The 17313-nt window shown below is 64.3% G+C and carries 16 protein-coding genes; 12 read left to right on the forward strand and 4 right to left on the reverse strand.

Annotation, left to right across the window (positions count from 1 at the left end; translation table 11 throughout):
* Positions 1 to 154: 154 nt before the first annotated feature.
* Positions 155 to 925, reverse strand: coding sequence for a sulfite exporter TauE/SafE family protein (locus Q0L25_RS19920; protein WP_296617346.1), 771 nt, complete (start codon positions 923 to 925; stop codon positions 155 to 157).
* 161 nt (positions 926 to 1086) lie between these two features.
* On the opposite strand from Q0L25_RS19920, the gene epsC reads away from it, so the two are divergent.
* Together epsC and Q0L25_RS19930 are read left to right on the forward strand one after the other, a co-directional pair.
* Positions 1087 to 1776 carry a serine O-acetyltransferase EpsC gene (gene epsC, locus Q0L25_RS19925; RefSeq protein ID WP_296617348.1) on the forward strand — a complete coding sequence of 230 codons (690 nt, stop codon included), beginning with the start codon at positions 1087 to 1089 and terminating at the stop codon, positions 1774 to 1776.
* The gene (locus Q0L25_RS19930; RefSeq protein ID WP_296617350.1) at positions 1776 to 2120 is read left to right on the forward strand and encodes a DUF2794 domain-containing protein; all 345 of its coding nucleotides are present in this window, start codon (positions 1776 to 1778) and stop codon (positions 2118 to 2120) included. Before epsC ends, Q0L25_RS19930 begins: the two co-directional genes overlap by 1 nt.
* Before the next feature lie 34 nt (positions 2121 to 2154).
* Here Q0L25_RS19930 and Q0L25_RS19935 read toward each other — a convergent pair whose 3' ends face one another.
* The gene (locus tag Q0L25_RS19935; protein WP_296617352.1) at positions 2155 to 2751 is read right to left on the reverse strand and encodes a hypothetical protein; all 597 of its coding nucleotides are present in this window, start codon (positions 2749 to 2751) and stop codon (positions 2155 to 2157) included.
* An 87-nt stretch (positions 2752 to 2838) separates the two neighbouring features.
* Here Q0L25_RS19935 and Q0L25_RS19940 point away from each other — a divergent pair, with 87 nt between their 5' ends.
* From Q0L25_RS19940 to Q0L25_RS19970, 7 genes are all read left to right on the forward strand, one after another.
* Positions 2839 to 3915, forward strand: coding sequence for a transcriptional regulator (locus tag Q0L25_RS19940; RefSeq protein ID WP_296617354.1), 1077 nt, complete (start codon positions 2839 to 2841; stop codon positions 3913 to 3915).
* A 54-nt stretch (positions 3916 to 3969) separates the two neighbouring features.
* Complete coding sequence (locus Q0L25_RS19945; protein ID WP_296617356.1) at positions 3970 to 4293, forward strand: helix-turn-helix transcriptional regulator; 324 nt, start codon at positions 3970 to 3972, stop codon at positions 4291 to 4293.
* The gene (locus Q0L25_RS19950) at positions 4290 to 4700 is read left to right on the forward strand and encodes an SRPBCC domain-containing protein (RefSeq protein WP_296617358.1); all 411 of its coding nucleotides are present in this window, start codon (positions 4290 to 4292) and stop codon (positions 4698 to 4700) included. The genes Q0L25_RS19945 and Q0L25_RS19950 overlap by 4 nt, the downstream gene beginning before the upstream one ends.
* A gap of 33 nt (positions 4701 to 4733) precedes the next feature.
* On the forward strand, positions 4734 to 4961 hold the full coding sequence (locus Q0L25_RS19955) for a hypothetical protein (RefSeq protein WP_066585175.1): 228 nt from the start codon (positions 4734 to 4736) through the stop codon (positions 4959 to 4961).
* A gap of 18 nt (positions 4962 to 4979) precedes the next feature.
* Positions 4980 to 5378, forward strand: a complete 399-nt coding sequence (locus Q0L25_RS19960; protein WP_296617361.1) for a DUF1801 domain-containing protein — start codon at positions 4980 to 4982, stop codon at positions 5376 to 5378.
* Positions 5379 to 5558: 180 nt separating this feature from the next.
* The gene (locus Q0L25_RS19965; RefSeq protein WP_296617364.1) at positions 5559 to 5990 is read left to right on the forward strand and encodes a hypothetical protein; all 432 of its coding nucleotides are present in this window, start codon (positions 5559 to 5561) and stop codon (positions 5988 to 5990) included.
* The gene (locus tag Q0L25_RS19970; RefSeq protein WP_296617366.1) at positions 5983 to 7503 is read left to right on the forward strand and encodes a hypothetical protein; all 1521 of its coding nucleotides are present in this window, start codon (positions 5983 to 5985) and stop codon (positions 7501 to 7503) included. Before Q0L25_RS19965 ends, Q0L25_RS19970 begins: the two co-directional genes overlap by 8 nt.
* 9 nt (positions 7504 to 7512) lie before the next feature.
* On the opposite strand, the gene hmgA is transcribed toward Q0L25_RS19970, so the two are convergent.
* Both hmgA and hppD read right to left on the reverse strand, forming a co-directional pair.
* Entirely contained in the window at positions 7513 to 8802 is a 1290-nt protein-coding gene (gene hmgA / locus Q0L25_RS19975) for a homogentisate 1,2-dioxygenase (protein ID WP_296617369.1), read from the reverse strand.
* Positions 8803 to 8991: 189 nt separating this feature from the next.
* Positions 8992 to 10056, reverse strand: a complete 1065-nt coding sequence (gene hppD / locus Q0L25_RS19980) for a 4-hydroxyphenylpyruvate dioxygenase (protein WP_296617371.1) — start codon at positions 10054 to 10056, stop codon at positions 8992 to 8994.
* Positions 10057 to 10258: 202 nt separating this feature from the next.
* Between hppD and Q0L25_RS19985 the strand changes: the two genes are divergently transcribed.
* From Q0L25_RS19985 to Q0L25_RS19995, 3 genes are all read left to right on the forward strand, one after another.
* Positions 10259 to 10720 carry a MarR family winged helix-turn-helix transcriptional regulator gene (locus Q0L25_RS19985; protein WP_296617373.1) on the forward strand — a complete coding sequence of 154 codons (462 nt, stop codon included), beginning with the start codon at positions 10259 to 10261 and terminating at the stop codon, positions 10718 to 10720.
* Between the two features lie 74 nt (positions 10721 to 10794).
* Complete coding sequence (locus tag Q0L25_RS19990; protein WP_367184184.1) at positions 10795 to 13008, forward strand: BamA/TamA family outer membrane protein; 2214 nt, start codon at positions 10795 to 10797, stop codon at positions 13006 to 13008.
* Positions 13008 to 17216, forward strand: coding sequence for a translocation/assembly module TamB domain-containing protein (locus Q0L25_RS19995; RefSeq protein WP_296617375.1), 4209 nt, complete (start codon positions 13008 to 13010; stop codon positions 17214 to 17216). The genes Q0L25_RS19990 and Q0L25_RS19995 overlap by 1 nt, the downstream gene beginning before the upstream one ends.
* Positions 17217 to 17313: the final 97 nt, after the last annotated feature.

The raw sequence follows: 17313 nt of genomic DNA on the forward strand, positions 1-17313 counted from the left end.
CCTGCAAGGGAGGGGCTGGGGGTGGGTGCGCGCGTCTGCGCGCCCAAAAAGACTCAAATGCGGTTCAACAAAACAGCATCGACGAGGCATCGAACCTCGCCGACGCTCACCCACCCCTTTATCCCCTCTCTGCGAGGGAGGGGAGTTGAAGTAATTACCTGGCCAACGCCTGATAGATCGAGAAGGCGCTGGTCAGCGTCAGCAGCACGCCGACCATCGCCATCAGCGGGCGTGCCGGCACCTTCTTGGCGAGCCAGCCGCCGAGCGGCGCCGCGAGCAGCCCGCCGATCAGGATACCGAGCGTCTGCAGGGTGAAGGCGGCGAAGCCCAGGGTGAAGATGAACGCCGCCGAGATCGTGGTGGTCAGGAAGAATTCCGCCGTGTTGACCGTGCCGATCGTCTCGCGCGGGCTGGCGCCCTGAACCAGCAGGTTGCTCGTCACCACCGGCCCCCAGCCGCCGCCGCCCGCCGCGTCGAGAAAGCCGCCGACAAGCCCCAGCGGTTCGATTACCTTGGGCGTCCGCGGCTCGACGCGGCCGCGCCAAGCGCGATACAGCAGATAAAGACCGATCGCGCTCAGATAGGTCATCACGAACGGGCGCGCGATCGAGGCGTCGATCGACGACAGCACATAGGCGCCGAGCACGCCGCCGATCATGCCGGGAATCACCAGGCGCGCGAACAGCCGCCAGTTCACGTTGCGATGCAGGACATGGCTGATGCCCGACGCGGCGGTGGTGAAAGTCTCGACCGCATGGACGCTGGCCGAGGCGACGCGCGGCGGCAGGCCCATCACGCTGATCAACAAAGTCGAATTGATCAGGCCGAATGCCATGCCCAGCGCGCCATCGACCAATTGTGCGGCGAACCCGATCGCGATGAACGGCAGGATCGCCTCGATCGAGGCCAGCGAAACATCGACCATCAACAGCGCAAACTCCTCGCGATCCTGTCCGTTGCATGACGCGTGGAGCTAATTCCTACAACAAAGATGGGCTTTTGTCCGACGAAGTTGCGACAGGCCGGTTATGGAAATCGTCGGCATGGCGTCCTAGATATAGCGAAATCGGCGAAGGGGACGCGCCAATGCTTGCTGGCCTCAGGGCTTATCTCGACTCGATTCGGGCGCGCGACCCAGCGCCACGATCGAATGTGGAAATCCTGCTGTATCCGGGCGTCTGGGCGCTCGGCTATCACCGTATCGCGCATGCTCTGTACAATGCGCGGCTGTTTTTCCTGGCGCGCTGGGTGAACCATATCGCGCGCTTCTTCACCGCGATCGACATCCATCCCGGTGCCAAGATCGGCAAGTTCTTCTTCATCGACCATGGTTTCACCGTCATCGGCGAGACGGCGGTGATCGGCGACAATGTCACGATCTATCAGTGCGTCACGCTCGGCGGGACCAATCCGGCCGACGGCGTTGCCGGCAAGCGTCACCCGACGCTCGAGGACAATGTCATCATTGGCTCGGGCGCACAGATCCTGGGTCCGATCACCGTCGCGACCGGGGCGCGTGTCGGCGCCAATGCGGTGGTGACCAAGGACGTGCCGGAAGGCGCGGTGATGGTCGGCATTCCGGCGCGGCCGACGATGGTCGAAGGGAAGGGCGAAAAGCCGTTTCTCGCCTACGGCACGCCGTGCAGCGAGATGTTCGATCCGCAGACGCAGAAGGTCGAGTTGCTCCGTTGCGAGATCGAGACCTTGCGCAAGCGCCTCGACGCGTTGCTCGCCGAACACGAGCCCAACCACCTACCGGAGCGTGACCGCGCCTGATGGGAACGGTCACTCCGTTTCCTTTGCAGGGGCGTCAACCGAGCCAGATCGGTTTCGAGCGGCTCGAACTCAACCGGATTCTCGACCTATATGGCCGCATGGTCGCCGCCGGGCATTGGCGTGACTATGCGATCGAACTTGGCCAAGCCGCGGCTGTGTTCGCCGCCTTCCGCCGCAGCGCGGAGCGCCCCGAATTCAGGATCGAAAAACGCCCCGATCTGCGCAACCGCCAGGGCATGTGGGCGCTCATCGCCGAACACGGCCAGGTAGTGAAACGCGGGCATGAACTCGGCCCGGTGCTGGCGCCGATCGAGCGGCGGCTGATGAAGCTGATCGAAGATTGAAGCCGCGCGCGATCTTGGGATGGCGGTGTCGCGGTCACCTGGGATCGGTGTTTGGATGGGAGTCATCAGACCTGCCCCCGCTTGCCGCCGCGATGCCGAACAACCACGCCGCCCCCAGAAACAGCAGGACGAAAAAGCCGTTCAGCGCGACCAGCCCGACAATGCCGGGCGGTTCATTGCGGCCTGCCGCGGCCGCTACCACGCCGACCAATGCATTGGCGATGGCCGCCACCGTCATCGCGCGCGCCGCACCCTTTGCCCGGAAGCGGGCCCAAGCCATGCCGCCGAACGCAATGGCGATGACGCCGACGTAAAGCAGGTTGAGCGGGTTATCCTCGTCGCCGATGATGCCGACCGCTCCGTTGATCCAGAGGAGCAGGAACGCGGCGGCCAGCGCGATCGCCAGGGCGCCGCGATAGGCGGTGTTGCGCGTCGCCCTTACCGTCACCTCGAACGCGATGCCGACGGCGCCGATCATCGCCGCCGCGAACGCGAAGTCGAAGGGCGTCCAGTTCACTTCCGCCGTGAAGTGCATTGCCACCAGCGGCAGCAGCAGCAGTGTCGCGGCAAGACTCCACCCTGCGATCCTCCAGGGGTTCGCTCCGCCTCTGCGCTCGATCGCCTTTGCCATCGTCTCGTCTCCATGCTTGAATAGGGCATGATCCTGACGGACTCGCCGGTCAGCGGCATGAGCAACTCCTGAGGTTTCGCTGAAAAAATGGCGTCCGGCAGCTTTCGCTTCGACCGTTTCGAGCTCGACCCGGCCCAGCGCCGGCTGTCGCGCGATGGCGTCACGGTCGAGCTCAACGCACGCTATTTCGATGCGCTCGTCCTGTTGCTGCGGGAAAGCGGCAAGCTCGTCACCAAGAATCGCTTTCTGGGGGAGGTGTGGCGTGGGGTGCCGATCACCGACGAAGCCTTGACCCAATGCGTCAAGACATTGCGGCGGCAACTCGGGGACGATGCGAGCAATCCGCGCTTCATCGAGACGATTCCCAAACACGGCTATCGCTTCGTAGCGCCGGTCGAGTGGGTGGAACAGGCAAGTATCGAGCCGGTCGCGACGACCGGGATGCCGGCAACCCCGCCCTATGCGTGGCGCGATTTCGTGTTGCTCGGCGGCGCTGGAACGATCGGGGCGGCTATTGCCGGCGCAATCGCCGGGCTGTTCTACGGCTTCGTCGCCGCGTCGCAGCCGCCGGAGTCCGGGGGCGGGGCGTCGGTGCTGTTCGTGCTGCTGTGGCTGACCATCGTCGTGGCGCTGGTCGGCGGTGCCGGCGTGAGTTTCGGGATTGCCGCGGCCGGGTTCGCCCGGCGCGGTTGGTCGATCATCCTCGGCGGCGCGCTTGGCGGCATGGCGATCGGCGGCATGGTCAAATTGCTAGGCCTCGATGCGTTCAGCTTGCTGCTCGGCCGTTCGCCCGGAGGCATCGCCGGCGCGCCTGAGGGATTGTTGCTCGGCGGCGCGGTGGGGCTCGGCGCGTGGCTGGCGGGCCGGAAGCGATCGACCTCGATGCGACGCAGGATCGCTATCGCCGGGTTGGCCGGTGCGGCGGGAGGCGTTCTGGTGCCGCTATCGGGCGGAAGGTTGATGGGCGGCAGTCTCGACTTGCTGGCGCGAACCTTTCCCGGCTCGCATCTGCGGCTCGGTGAGCTGGGGAGAGTGCTGGGCGATCACGACTTCGGTCTGGTCACACAACTCGTGACGGGGGGAGCCGAAGGCGCGCTGTTCGCCGCGTGTATCGTGGGGGCGCTCTTCCGGGCGTGCGATCGGCTCAACGTCGCGCTTGACTAACGCATAACTGGATGGTTATGGGTTCAATCCATAGCCAGTGAGTTATGCGTTTTCATGCCGACACCACACGATCTCATTTTCAGCGCTCTTGCGGATCCCACGCGTCGTGGAATTTTCGAGCGGCTGTGCCGGGGCGGCGAGCAGACCGTTGGCGGACTGACGGCGGCAGCGGGCGTCTCGCAGCCGGCGGTGTCCAAGCATCTCGGCGTGCTGAAAAAGGCCGGGCTGGTGCTCGACCGGCATGAGGGGCGGCAAACCCACTACACGGCGCAGCGGCAGGCGCTCGCGCCACTGGTCGACTGGACCAGCCAGATGACCGAATTCTGGGAAAGCCGGTTCGACGATCTCGATGATTTGCTGAAAAGGATGGACCAATGACGACGACCTCGACCGAAACGCGTTCCGTCGTGATCGAGCGCGATTTCGCGCACGCGCCGGACAAGATCTGGCGCGCGCTGACCCAGCCGCACCTGATCGCGGAATGGCTGATGAAGAACGATTTCGTGCCAACGCTCGATCATCGCTTCACGTTGACCGGCGATTGGGGATCGGTCGATTGCAAGGTCCTCGAGATCGAGCCGCAGCGGGCGCTCGCCTATAGCTGGGACGCGATGGGGCTGGAGAGCGTCGTCACCTGGACGCTGACGCCGTCGGCCGCCGGCACGCATGTGCGGATGGAGCAGGCCGGTTTCCGCCCCGATCAGCAGCAGGCCTTCGCCGGTGCCAAGTTCGGCTGGCAGAAATTCCTCGCCAATCTGGACGAGGTGGTGGCGCGGATCGACTGATCGGCGCGCGTTCGATCATTAAGGGAGGAAGAGATGAACGGGAATTCGGGTCTCCGGCAATTTCACCGCTGGACGTCGATCGTCTTCACGGCGGCGGTGATCTTCAACACGATCATGCTCGTGATCGGCCGGCAGGCGACATGGGTTGGGCTGACGGCGCTTTTCCCCTTGATCCTGTTGATGTTAACCGGTCTCTACATGTTCGCGCTGCCTTATCTGGCGAAGAGCCGCACCCCGTCGCGCGCAAGCGACGTCGCCTGAGGATCGAAAGGAAGAACGATGACCACGGCCGAAGCGGGCGCCAAATCGCCGTCCGAATTGATCGACGATCGGGTCGCGTCGCTGGACGACTGGCGCGGGGCCACGCTGGCCAGGATCCGTGCCTTGATCCACGAAGCGGAGCCCGATGTCGTCGAGGAATGGAAATGGCGCGGCGTGCCGACCTGGTACGCCAACGGCAAGATCGTCTGCACCGGCGAGACCTACAAGAACGCGGTCAAGACCACCTTCGCCAAGGGCGCGGCGCTCGACGACCCGAAGGGATTGTTCAACTCGAGCCTGGACGGAAATGTCCGCCGCGCGATCGACTTTCACGAGGGCGACACGATCGACGCGGAAGCATTCAAGGCACTGGTCCGCGAAGCGGCGGCGGCGAACGCGAGCAGCAAGAAGGGCTGATCGCCTTCCCCCGGTCGCGGATTGACTCCACGCATTGTCGTGCAATCGTCATTCGATCCGGCCATAAAGGCCGGAAACATGGGGAGAATGTCGATGCCCGCAGTCAGCACCTGCCTCGCGCCGTCATGCCGTAACCAGGTCGAGGGCAGTGTGGCCACTTGTCCGACTTGCGGCGGAAAAATGCGGACGCCCCGGACGGTGAGGGTCGCGGGCTGGGTGTTGCTGGTGTGCGGCGTCTTCCTCGCCGGGTTCATGAGCTATCTCTGGTCCGTGCTCGCGCCCTCGATGGCGCATCCTGGCGCCACCACGGGCGGCACCACCTTCACCGGCACCGCGGAGCAGGCACAGACGATCTTCACCGTATTCGCCGCCGTGATCGTGTTCGGGCTCGGCTCGATCGCTTATGGCTTGTGGATGATCGTCACGGGTCGGCGCAGCATCGCCATGATGATCGGCGTGCTGGTCCTCGCCGCGGTGTTGATCGCGATTAGCTGGCGCGCGATGGCGGTGCTGCCGGCTGAGGTGCCGGAGAACGATCACGCTTTTGCTAGGAAGTCGCCTCGCTTATCTAGCTCGCTTCGGGGGTATTTTCGGGGGGGCAGTTATGCGTAACTTGATCGTGGCGATCGGGATGATCCTGACAATGGCTTCCCCGACCCGGGCCGAGTGGCGACAAGCGCGAACCGACCATTTCATCTTGACGATCGACGACACGGAGAACGGCGCACGCGATTTCGCGATCCGGCTAGAACGATTCGATGCGGCATTACGCAAATTGTATAATGTCGGGAGCAGCGGAGAGAGGCTTCGTCCGATCACGATATACGCGTTCGGTAATGATCTGTTCAATGCAACGTGCCGCTGCCCCGGGGCACTGGCCTATTACAAGCCACGCGCCGGTGGTTCGTTCATTCTGACGCAGTTTGTGCCCAACGTCGATCGCAAGGCGAAGATCGGCGGGTGGAGCACGCAGGCGTTACTGCTGCATGAATATACGCATCATTTCACTTTCTCGAATTTCCCGATTGCCTATCCGATGTGGTTTCAAGAGGGTTTCGCTGAATTCAATGCCAACAGCAGCTTCGAGGATGATGGGTCGATCATCATCGGTTATCCGGCCAATTATCGCGCCGAAGGGCTCCAGAACGGCGGCGACTTTCTGTCGATGAAGCGTTTGCTCGCACCGGAGCGGTTCGGCTATCCGGATGGTGATACGCTCTACGGTCGCGGTTGGCTCCTTACCCATTATCTAATGCTCAACCCGGCGCGCAGCGGTCAACTCGCCACCTATCTCTCCGAAATGAACAAGGGCGTTCCAAGCCTGGAAGCTGGACAGAAGGCGTTTGGCGATCTGAAAAAGCTCGACGCTGAACTCGACGCCTATCGCAGGAGGTCTCTGTTCGCGCCGTTGCGCGTCTCGCCGAGCGGCCCGATCACCGTTACGGTGGCGACGATGAGTCCGGGAACAGGCGCGATGCTGCCGACCTACGCATTAATGCTCGACGGGGTGGAGAAAGACCGTCGGCTTGGAATCGCGATGACGGCGGAAGGAATTGCTAAACGATATCCGGACGATGCGGTCGTACAGGCTGAACTCGCTGAAATCGAATATATGGCTCAGCGGTACGATAGGGCCGACTCTGCTGCAGATCGCGCGCTCGCGATTGACCCCAAGAACATCTCGGCTCTGGTGCGCAAAGGACAGGTCGCCGTGGTACGGGCGAACGTCGCCAAGTCTAAAGATGGAGCAGTGTGGAACGCCGCTCGCGGATGGTATCTGAAGGCTAACCGGATCGACCCCAATCGGGTGATGCCACTTTATCTCTATTATCGCAGTTTCGTCGCGGCAAAAGAAAAGCCATCTGTCAGCGCGGTCAACGCCTTACGCCGGGCAATGGTGCTCGCGCCGGAAAGCACAGGCATCGCATTGGCGCTAGGTCGGCAGATGCTGCTCGATGGCGACGCAGCCTTCGCGCGCAGATTGTTCGAACCAATTGCGTTCGCACCGCATGGAATGCGCGAAAAGAACACGCCCCTGGCGGTTATCAAGCTGATCGATGCCGGCAAGATCGATGAGGCCAAAGCGCAACTGAGCGACGACAAGAATAACGACGATTCCGAGTGAGTAGGGCCCCTACGGCAATTCCGCCTTTGGAAATCCCGACCACACCTGATCGTAATCCTCGTCGAGTGCGCTCGTTTCCAGGGCGTAGTCGGTGCAGTGGAACACCCAGCGGCTCTCGATCATGAAGGCCATCGTCCCGTCGATCTTGTGCGGCTTGAGCTCGGCCTCGCTCGCGCCTTTCCATGAGGCAAGGTCGGGGCCGTGGCCGGACATCATATTGTGGAGCGACATCGCACCGGGCCGGAATCCCTCGGCCTTGGCGTCATAGGCGCCGTAGAGCAGGCCCATGCATTCGCTCATCACGTTGCGGTGGAACCAGGGCGGGCGGAACGTGTCCTCGGCGACCATCCAGCGTGGCGGGAAGATGACGAAATCCGCATTGGCGGTGCCCGGCACGTCGCTGGGCGAGGTCAGGACGGTGAAAATCGACGGATCGGGATGGTCGAAGCTGACCGTACCGATCGTGTTGAAATGCTTCAGATCGTAACGGTAGGGCGCGTACGTGCCGTGCCAGGCGACGACGTCGAGCGGACTGCGGCCGAGCTGGGTTTCCCACAACGCGCCTTCGAACTTCTGGATCAGCGCGAAGTCGCCCTCGCGATCCTCGAACCACGCGACCGGAGTCTCGAAATCGCGGGCATTGGCGAGGCCGTTCGAGCCGATCGGCCCGAGCTCGGGCAAGCGGAAGGGCTGGCCGTGATTTTCGGCGACATAGCCGCGGGCGGCGCCGTCGGGCAGCTCGACACGGAAACGGACGCCGCGCGGAATCACCGCGACCTGGCCGGGAGCAAGGTCGATCCGGCCCATCTCGGTGAGCAGGAGAAGCGCGCCCTGTTCGGGCAGGATCAGCAACTCGCCATCGGCCGAGGCGAAAGCGCGGTCGGTCATGTCGCGCGTGGCGTGATAGAGATGCATCGCCACGCCAGCCTGGGTGCGCGGGCCGTCGCCGGCGACGACCATCGTCGTCAGGCTGTCGAGCCAGTCGGCGTCGATCGCTTCCTCTAACGGGCGCCAGCGCAGGCGATTGGGGGCGAGGGGGGACTTGCTGAGGCCGGGGGCGAAGCGCTTCGCACCCTGGTAGCGGGTAAAGGCCGGGTGCGCTGCCGAGGGGCGCAGGCGGTAGAGCCAGGTGCGGCGATTCTCGTGGCGCGGCGCGGTGAAGGCGGTGCCGGAGAGTTGTTCGACGTAGAGGCCGAACGCGGGCTTTTGCGGCGAGTTGCGGCCGACGGGGAGAGCGCAGGGGATCGCCTCTGTGGCGAAATGGTTGCCGAAGCCGGTTAGGTAGTTCTGGTCAGCCATGCTTCGCTCCAAAAACCCCTCTCCCCTTGTGGGAGAGGGAGGGGCCCATCGCGTCAGCGATGGGAGGGAGAGGGGGCGAGCCGCAGGCTCGCGCGGCGCTTTGCGCCGCTCCCCTCATCCAAGCTTTGCTAGGCAGCAAGCTGCCAAGCTACGCTATCCTTCTCCCACAAGGGGAGAAGGAAGAAAGACTCAAACCTCCGCTTTCGCCGGCACCACCCCCCGGCGGATCTGGTCGAGTTCGATGCTCTCGAACAGCGCCTTGAAATTGCCTTCGCCGAAACCGTCATTGCCCTTGCGCTGGATGATCTCGAAGAAGATCGGTCCGACCATGTTCTCGGTGAAGATCTGCAGCAGCAGGCCGCCGCCGGTCTCCGGGGCACCGTCGATCAGGATGTGGCGCTTACGCATTTCCTCGACGCTATGGCCATGGCCCGGCAGGCGCTTGTCGATCATGTCGAAATAGGTGTCGGGCGCGGTCTGGAAGCGGATGCCGTTGGCGCGCAGCTGGTCGATCGTCGAGAAGATGTCGTCGGTCGCCAGCGCCAGATGCTGGATGCCTTCGCCTTTGTAATCCTTGATGAATTCCTCGATCTGCGAATGCTCGTCCTGGCTTTCGTTCAAGGGGATGCGGATCTTGTCGTCGGGCGCGGTCATCGCCTTGGAGAACAGGCCGGTCGCCTGACCCTCGATGTCGAAATAGCGGATCTGGCGGAAGTTGAAGATGCGCTCGTAATAATCGGCCCAATAATCCATCCGCCCACGGTTCAGATTGTGGGTCAGGTGGTCGAGCGTGTGCAGGCCGACGCTGTTGTCGTCGACGCCCTTGCCGGTCGGCACGAAATCGGTCTCGTAGATCTTGGACTTCTTGTCGACGAGATAGAGGTTGGCGCCGCCGATCCCCTCGATCGCCGGAATGTCGAGTTCGCCCGGGCCATGCTCGCCCTTCACCTCGGTCGCACCGCGCTCGAGCGCGAGGTCGCGCGCCTTCTCGCCGTCGGCGACGCGGAAGGCCATCGCGTTGGCGCTGGGGCCGTGCGCGTTGCGGAAGCCCGCGACCTGGCCGGCATCGTCCATGTTGAGCAGGAAATTGATGTCGCCCTGGGCATAGCGGCGCACGTTCTTCGACTTGTGCGTGCCGACATGGGTGAAGCCCATTTTCTCGAACAGATCGGCCATCTTCTCCGGGTCGGGCGAGGTGAATTCGACGAATTCGAACCCGTCCAGGCCCATCGGATTGTCGTGCGCGTCGGTCATTGGAACATGCTCCAGGGGGAAAAGTCGTTTCAGGTGAAACTATATAGCGTTTGTGCCGATTGGTCAAAACGTTCCAAAGCCGTCATGCCGGACTTGTTCCGGCATCCAAGGTGCCACAACGGCTGGATTCCGTTGAGGAAGCTTGGGCCCGGAACAAGTCCGGGGTGACGAATGGGCATGGTCAGGCTAGCGTCGCAAAACGATGGCCGATTTGAAGCTCGATCTGTTCCTGCCTTACCGGCTGTCCGTCGTGTCCAACCGCGTGTCGGCGGCGATCGCCACCGCTTACGACCGGCTGTTCGGGCTCAAAATTCCGGAGTGGCGCCTGATCGCGGTTATTGCCGAAGGACCCGGGATCACGCAGCAGGCATTGGGTGTGGCGACGCGGATGGACAAGGTGACGGTGAGCCGCGCCGCGCAGGCCCTGGTCGAGCGCGGGCTGGTCGCGCGCACGCCCAACGAGAATGACAAGAGGTCGCACCTGCTGGCGCTGACCACGACTGGCCGCACGCTCTATGATCAGGTGGCTCCCAAGGCGCTCGAGCTCGAGGCCAAGATCCTCCAACGGCTCGATCCGGCCGAGCGTCTCGCCCTGTCGGCAATGCTCGATCGCATCGAAGCGGCGGCAAGCGAAGTCGCTCCCGAGGGCGTCGGAGCGTTTTGAGCGTGAACCGATCGGGCCGCGGCGCGTTGGCACGCGCAACGGGGGCGAAGGACGACCCCCAAAAAGGGGCCGTCGTGTCGCGTCTAGTATCGCATTGTTGTCTGGCTATCGCGGCATGCGCAGTCGTTCCCGGCGCGTTGGTCGCGCAACAGGTGCGGCCCGCCGCCCGCACCGACGGCGCGCAGGCCAATGCGAAGAGCCAGGATCAGGCGCGGCAATCCGGCGAGCCCAAGCCGGTGCCGACTCCGACCAGCGATCCGCTCGGCGACAAGCCGATCGTGCCGGACGATCAGTTCGACAAGTCGCTGCCGCCTTTGTCGAACGACATCAACGCGCCGCTGGAGCCCATCCCGCAGGAAGCGCCGTTCACCCCGCAGACTGCCGACAAGGCGCCGCCCAGCGTCACGCCGCCGGCAACGCCCGCGCCCGACGTTCCGCCCGGCACGCTTCCGCCGGCGCCAGAGCCCGCGCCCGAACTCGCAGCACCTCTGCCGACGCTCGACAGCTACAATACGACGCCGGTGACCGAGGTCGCCGACGTTCCGAACGGCAAGAGCGCGGAGATACGCTACGACACCGTCGTCAACGGTTTGGGCGATCTGGGCCTTGATAACGACTTCAAAACCTTCTCGTCGTTGAAGAAAGGCGGCGGCAAGGCCGCCAATGCGGCGATGGTGGCGGCGCGCGGACGCGAGGACGAGGCATTGGCGGTCAGGCTTATGCACTCGCGCGGCTATTACGATGCGACGGCCTTGTCCTCGGTCGAGAGCGTCCCCAACCAGCCTGGCCGCGTCCGCGTGGTGGTGAACGCGGTGCCCGGCAAGCAATATACTTTCTCATCGGTCAACGTCGATTCACAGCCGGTGGTGCCGGGCGACCTCATCACCAGCAACCTGCCGCTCAAGGTCGGCGAGCCGATCGACACCGTCCGCGTCCAGGGGGCCGAAGCCAATGTCACCCTGGAGATGGGGCGCAACGGCTATCCGTTCGTGCGGCTTGGAACGCGTGACATCCTGCTCGACGAGAATGCCTTCACCGGGGATTATACCTTGCCGGTCGATACCGGACCGCGATCGAGCTTCGGCAATGTCAGCACGAGCGGCCGTCTTGCCTTCGGACCCGATCACATCCGCATCCTGCGGCGGTTCAAGGAAGGCGAACTCTACAATACCGACAAGGTCGACGATCTTCGCAAGGCTTTGGTCGCGACGGGCCTGTTCTCGACGGTGACGGTCGAGCCGGTCGATACCGGCAAGGACGCGCCCGACGGCACCCGGATCGTCGACCTGGCGGTCACCCAGCGGGTCGGGCGGACGCGCTCGATCGCGGCGACCGGCGGCTATAGCACCGGCGAGGGAATCAAGCTGGAAGGCACGTTCACCGCGCGCAACGCCTTTCCGCCCGAAGGCGCGTTCATCGTCGGCGCGGTCGCGGGCACGCAGGAACAGAGCGGCACGGTCACCTTCCGCCGGTCGGACTGGAAGCAGCGCGACCGCACATTGTCGTTCGGGCTGAGCGCAGGGCACAACAATTACGATGCCTTTGACGCCACGACCTTGTCGCTGTTCGGCCGCGTCTCCTACGATTCGACCCCGATCTGGCAGAAGCGGATCACCTACGGTTACGGCTTCGAGCTGACCGGCACCAACGAAAGCGTCTATAATTTCAACGCGGGCAAGCGTCAGCGCGGCACCTATTTCATCGCCGCGCTGCCGCTCAACATCCAATGGGACACGTCGGACGATCTGCTCAACCCGACCAAGGGCTATCGCCTGAAATTGACGCTGAGCCCGGAAACGTCGGTGCGCGGGCCGATCCGCCCCTATGCCCGCACGCAGATCGACGCGAGCGTCTATTATCCCGTGACAAGCAGTATCGTCATCGCCGGGCGCGGGCGAGTGGGATCGATCCTTGGCATTGCCCGCGACGACCTCGCGCCGTCGCGGCGTTATTATGGTGGCGGCGGCGGGTCGGTGCGCGGCTATGGCTATCAGCGGCTCGGACCCTTCGATCCCAATGGCGATCCGGTCGGCGGGCGCAGCGTCAACGAATTCGCGCTGGAGGCACGGTATCGCTTCGGCAATTTCGGCATCGTGCCGTTCGTCGATGCCGGCAATTCCTATGAAAGCTCGATGCCCAAATTCACCGACTGGAAATTCGGCGCGGGCATCGGCGGGCGCTTCTACACCAATTTCGGGCCGGTCCGTATCGACGTCGCGACCCCGCTCAACAAGCGCAAGGGCGACTCGCGGATCGCGCTCTACATCTCGATCGGCCAGGCCTTCTGATGGTCGAAGAGACGCCCGCAGGCGAAACGCCCGATACCGAGGTCGTCGTGGTCAAGCGGCCATGGTGGCTGCAGCTCGCGCGCGGCGTGGTTATCGTTTGCGTGGCGATCATCGCGCTGTTGGCGGTCGTCTATTTCGGGCTCGACACCGCGCCCGGGCATCGCTTCATCGTCTCGCGGCTGGAAAGCTACAAGACCGAGACGGGGCTGAACATCAAGGTCGGGCGGATTCGCGGCTCGATCTACGGCAAGATGGAATTGCTCGACCTGAGGGTCAGCGATCCCCAGGGCATTTTCCTGACCGCGCCGACGGCGACGATCGACTGGAATCCGTTCCAGTTCCTGTGGAACCATATCGACGTCAATTCGATGGCCGCGCCGACCGTGGTGATGCACCGTTCGCCGTCCTTGCTGCCTGGCGATCCGAACGCGCCGATCCTGCCCGATATCGACATCGATATCGGCAGGCTGAAGGTCGATCGGCTGCTGCTCAAGGCGCCGGTAACCGGGCAGCAGCATATCATCCGTCTCGACGGCATCGCGCATATCGCCGACCGGCGCGCGCAATTGATCGCCAATGCCGACGCGGTGCGTGGGCCGGGAATTGCCGGCGGCGATACGTTGCGGCTGGTGCTCGACGCGCAGCCCGACGCCAACAAGCTGGGCATTCGGGTCAGGTTCGACGCGCCCGCCGATGGCGTCGCCGCGAGCATGACCGGGGTCAAGGCGCCGATGGCGATCCGCATCGGCGGCGCCGGCGATTGGAAATCGTGGAAAGGGAAGGGCGTCGCTGCGCTCAACGGCCAGTCGCTCGCCAATCTCGATCTCGGCGCGCAGAACGGCACCTTCACCATCAAGGGCGTGACTCATCCCGGCCTGTACCTGAAAGGACCGGTCGAGCGGCTGACCGCGCCCGGCCTGAATGTCGACATCGTCTCGACCCTCGAGAAGCGCAAGGCGACGACGCGGATGACGCTCAAGTCGGATGCGCTGGCGGTGGCGGCGAGCGGGTTGCTCGATCTCGGCGAGAATAGATTCGGCAATTTCGTGATCGACGCTCGGCTGCTCACGCCCGGCGCGATGCTGCCCAATTTGTCGGGCCGCGACGTGATGACGCACTGGACGCTCGACGGCCCGTTCGCGACCCCGACGATCGGCTACAATCTCAGCGCCGCGGCAATCGCGTTCGGCGGCACGGGTCTGGAAGGGCTGACCGCATCGGGCAAGGCGACGGTCGATGCCAAGCATGTGCTGATCCCAGTCAATGCGCGGGCGCGACGCGTCACCGGACTGAACGCAGCGGCCGGCATGTTGCTGACCAATGTCTCTGCCGTCGGCGATTTCGCTTATTCGAACGGCAAGCTGCTGTCCGACAATCTGAAGCTCAAATCCGACAAGATCGACGCGACCGCGATCGTCGTCGCGGACCTGCCGAGCGGGCATTATACCGGCGCGCTGAAGGGACGGGTCAATAATTACACGATCGACGGAATCGGCATCGTCGACCTGACGACCGACGCCAAGCTCGTGTCGATGGCCAAGGGCGGTTTCGGCATCACCGGTCGGATCGCGGCCCGGACGCGCAAGATATTCAATTCAGGGGCGGAAAGCTTCCTCGGCGGCCAGGCGATCGTCACGAGCGATATCGGCTATGGTACGGATGGGGTCTTCACTTTCTCCAACGTCAAGCTCGCCGCACCGCGGCTCAGCATCTATCGCGGTTCGGGCAGCTATCGCCCCGACGGCCAGATCGCGTTCGCCGGCGACGCGCATTCGAAGGATTACGGTCCGATCAATGCACGGGTGACCGGAACCGCCGCCGCGCCGGTGATCGTGATCCATGCGCCGCGCCCGGGGGTCGGCGTCGGTCTTGCCGGGCTCGAAGCCACGATCCGCGGCAAGGGCGATGCTTATGCCATCGTCGCCAAGGGCACGACCAATTACGGGCCGTTCGCGGCCAACGTGCTGGTGCGCAGCGGCAAGACGCTGGCGATCCAGGTCAATCAGGGCAGCACCTTTGCCGGCATGAACCTGACCGGTGCGCTGCAACAGACCGCGGCCGGGCCGTTCGCCGGGAAGCTGCAGTTCGCCGGATCGGGGATCAATGGCACCGCGACGCTGGGCGCCGAGGGCAAGGTGCAGCGCGCCGACATCGCGGCGCGCGCCTATAACGCGACCATCCCGGGCAATCAGGATTTCACTATCGGCCGTGCGATCGTCAGCGCCAGCGTCGTGCTCTATCCGAACGCACCGCGCGTGTTGGCCGATATCCAGATCGGCAACATGCGCTACGGCGCAACGGTGTTCCAGGCGGCGCGCGCCAAGATCAATTATTCGAACGGCAGCGGCACCGCGCAGGCCGTGTTGGCGGGGTCGTCGGGCGTGCCGTTCAGCATGGGGATCAACGCGCGGCTGCAGCCCAAATTGTGGCTGGTGGCGGTGTCGGGCAAGGCCAATGGCATCGGCTTCCGCACGCCGCGCGCGGCGCAGATCGAGCCGCGGGACGGCGAGTATCGCCTGCTCCCGACACAGGTCGATTTCGACAAGGGCAGCGCGCGGATCGCCGGCACCTATGGCAAGGGGATGTCGCTGCAGGCGCGGCTCGACAAGCTCGATTTGTCGGTGGCCAACGCGCTGGTGCCCAATCTTAATATCGATGGCAGTGCCACCGGCAGCATCGACTACGTCCAGCCGGCGGGCGCGGCGGTGCCGAATATCGATACGCGGCTGGCGATCGCCAACTTCACGCGATCGAGCGCGGTGATCGTCTCCGAGCCGGTCGACATCCAGGTGGTCGCCCGCTTGACCGAGGCGGGCGCGGATGCGCGCGCGCTGGTCAAGCGCGGGGTGACCACGGTGGGTCGATTGCAGGCGCGGCTGGCGCCTTTGGGTGGCGGCGCGAGCTGGATGGATCGGCTCTATGCCGCGCCGCTGTCGGGCGGGATCCGCTATAATGGCCCGTCGGGCGTGCTGTTCTCGCTATCGGGTCTGGCCGGCCAGCAGGTCGCGGGCGGCGTCGTCGTGGCGGCGGATTTCTCCGGCCGGTTGGGCGCGCCGCAGCTCAACGGCATCGTGCGCGGCGACAATCTGACCTATATCAACTCGAACTACGGCACCAAGCTGACCCAGATGAAGCTCGCCGGGCGGTTCACCAACGACCGGCTCGAGATCAGCCAGTTGAACGCGAAGGCGGGCGACGGCACGGTCGAGGCGAGCGGTTGGGTCGGGCTGTCGGCCGAGCAGAATTTCCCGATGAACCTCAATGCCAAGCTCAACAACGCGACCCTGGCGAGCGGCGATGCGCTCGGAGCGACGGCGACCGGCACGCTTGCGGTCACCAACGGACCGCAGGGCGGGCTGATCAAGGGCGACCTGCGAATCCCCAACGCACGCTACGAGGTCGTCTATCAGGGGCAGGCCGAGGTCGAGGAGCTCAAGGGCATCCGTCGCAAGAGCGATCCGCCACGTCCGCATATCGCGCCCAAGCCGCCGAGCAGCTATGCGCTCGATATCCGTATCCGCGCCGACGACCAGGTGTTCGTCACCGGCATGGGGCTCGAATCCGAATGGCGGATGTTCATGCGGGTCAGCGGCACGTCGACCACGCCGATCGTCTCCGGCAACGCGACGATCGTGCGCGGCACCTATAATTTCGCCGGCAAGCGCTTCGACATCGATCGCGGCACGGTCCGCTTCAACGGCGGCGCGCTGTCGGACCCGACGATCGATATCTCGGCCTCGACCAACACCAACGGCATCAACGCGATCATCAACATCACCGGCACCGGACAGCGGCCGCAAGTCGCGTTCACGTCGTCGCCGGCACTGCCGCAGGACGAAGTGCTGAGCCGGTTGCTGTTCGGATCTAGCCCGCAGAATCTGTCGGCGACCGAGGCGATCCAGCTCGCCGCCGCGCTCAACTCGCTGCGCGGCGGGGGCGGCGGACTCAACCCGCTCGGCAAGCTGCGCAGCGCGGCGGGGATCGACCGGTTGCGTATCCTGAGCGCCGATCAGGCGTCGGGCCGCGGCACCGCGCTGGCTGCGGGCAAATACATTACCGACAATATCTATGTTGAGATCATCACCGACGCGAAGGGCTTCACCGCGACCCAGCTGGAGATCGCGCTGACCCGCAGCCTCAGCATCCTGTCGCAGACCGGATCGTTCACCGGATCGGGCGCGAGCATCAAGTATCAGAAGGATTTCTGAGCTGGTCCTCAAATCCTTCTCCCCTTGTGGGAGAAGGATAGCGTAGCTTGGCAGCTCGCTGCCTAGCGCAGCTTGGATGAGGGGAGCGGCGCGAAGC

Source organism: Sphingomonas sp. (assembly GCF_024508665.1).
Lineage (GTDB): Bacteria > Pseudomonadota > Alphaproteobacteria > Sphingomonadales > Sphingomonadaceae > Sphingomonas.

Bases quoted from the DNA above. Each gene is read 5' to 3' on its own strand.
- Q0L25_RS19920 (WP_296617346.1), bottom strand. From the start codon at position 925: ATGGTCGATGTTTCGCTGGCCTCGATCGAGGCGATCCTGCCGTTCATC.
- epsC (WP_296617348.1), top strand. From the start codon at position 1,087: ATGCTTGCTGGCCTCAGGGCTTATCTCGACTCGATTCGGGCGCGCGAC.
- Q0L25_RS19930 (WP_296617350.1), top strand. From the start codon at position 1,776: ATGGGAACGGTCACTCCGTTTCCTTTGCAGGGGCGTCAACCGAGCCAG.
- Q0L25_RS19935 (WP_296617352.1), bottom strand. From the start codon at position 2,751: ATGGCAAAGGCGATCGAGCGCAGAGGCGGAGCGAACCCCTGGAGGATC.
- Q0L25_RS19940 (WP_296617354.1), top strand. From the start codon at position 2,839: ATGGCGTCCGGCAGCTTTCGCTTCGACCGTTTCGAGCTCGACCCGGCC.
- Q0L25_RS19945 (WP_296617356.1), top strand. From the start codon at position 3,970: ATGCCGACACCACACGATCTCATTTTCAGCGCTCTTGCGGATCCCACG.
- Q0L25_RS19950 (WP_296617358.1), top strand. From the start codon at position 4,290: ATGACGACGACCTCGACCGAAACGCGTTCCGTCGTGATCGAGCGCGAT.
- Q0L25_RS19955 (WP_066585175.1), top strand. From the start codon at position 4,734: ATGAACGGGAATTCGGGTCTCCGGCAATTTCACCGCTGGACGTCGATC.
- Q0L25_RS19960 (WP_296617361.1), top strand. From the start codon at position 4,980: ATGACCACGGCCGAAGCGGGCGCCAAATCGCCGTCCGAATTGATCGAC.
- Q0L25_RS19965 (WP_296617364.1), top strand. From the start codon at position 5,559: ATGCGGACGCCCCGGACGGTGAGGGTCGCGGGCTGGGTGTTGCTGGTG.
- Q0L25_RS19970 (WP_296617366.1), top strand. From the start codon at position 5,983: ATGCGTAACTTGATCGTGGCGATCGGGATGATCCTGACAATGGCTTCC.
- hmgA (WP_296617369.1), bottom strand. From the start codon at position 8,802: ATGGCTGACCAGAACTACCTAACCGGCTTCGGCAACCATTTCGCCACA.
- hppD (WP_296617371.1), bottom strand. From the start codon at position 10,056: ATGACCGACGCGCACGACAATCCGATGGGCCTGGACGGGTTCGAATTC.
- Q0L25_RS19985 (WP_296617373.1), top strand. From the start codon at position 10,259: ATGGCCGATTTGAAGCTCGATCTGTTCCTGCCTTACCGGCTGTCCGTC.
- Q0L25_RS19995 (WP_296617375.1), top strand. From the start codon at position 13,008: ATGGTCGAAGAGACGCCCGCAGGCGAAACGCCCGATACCGAGGTCGTC.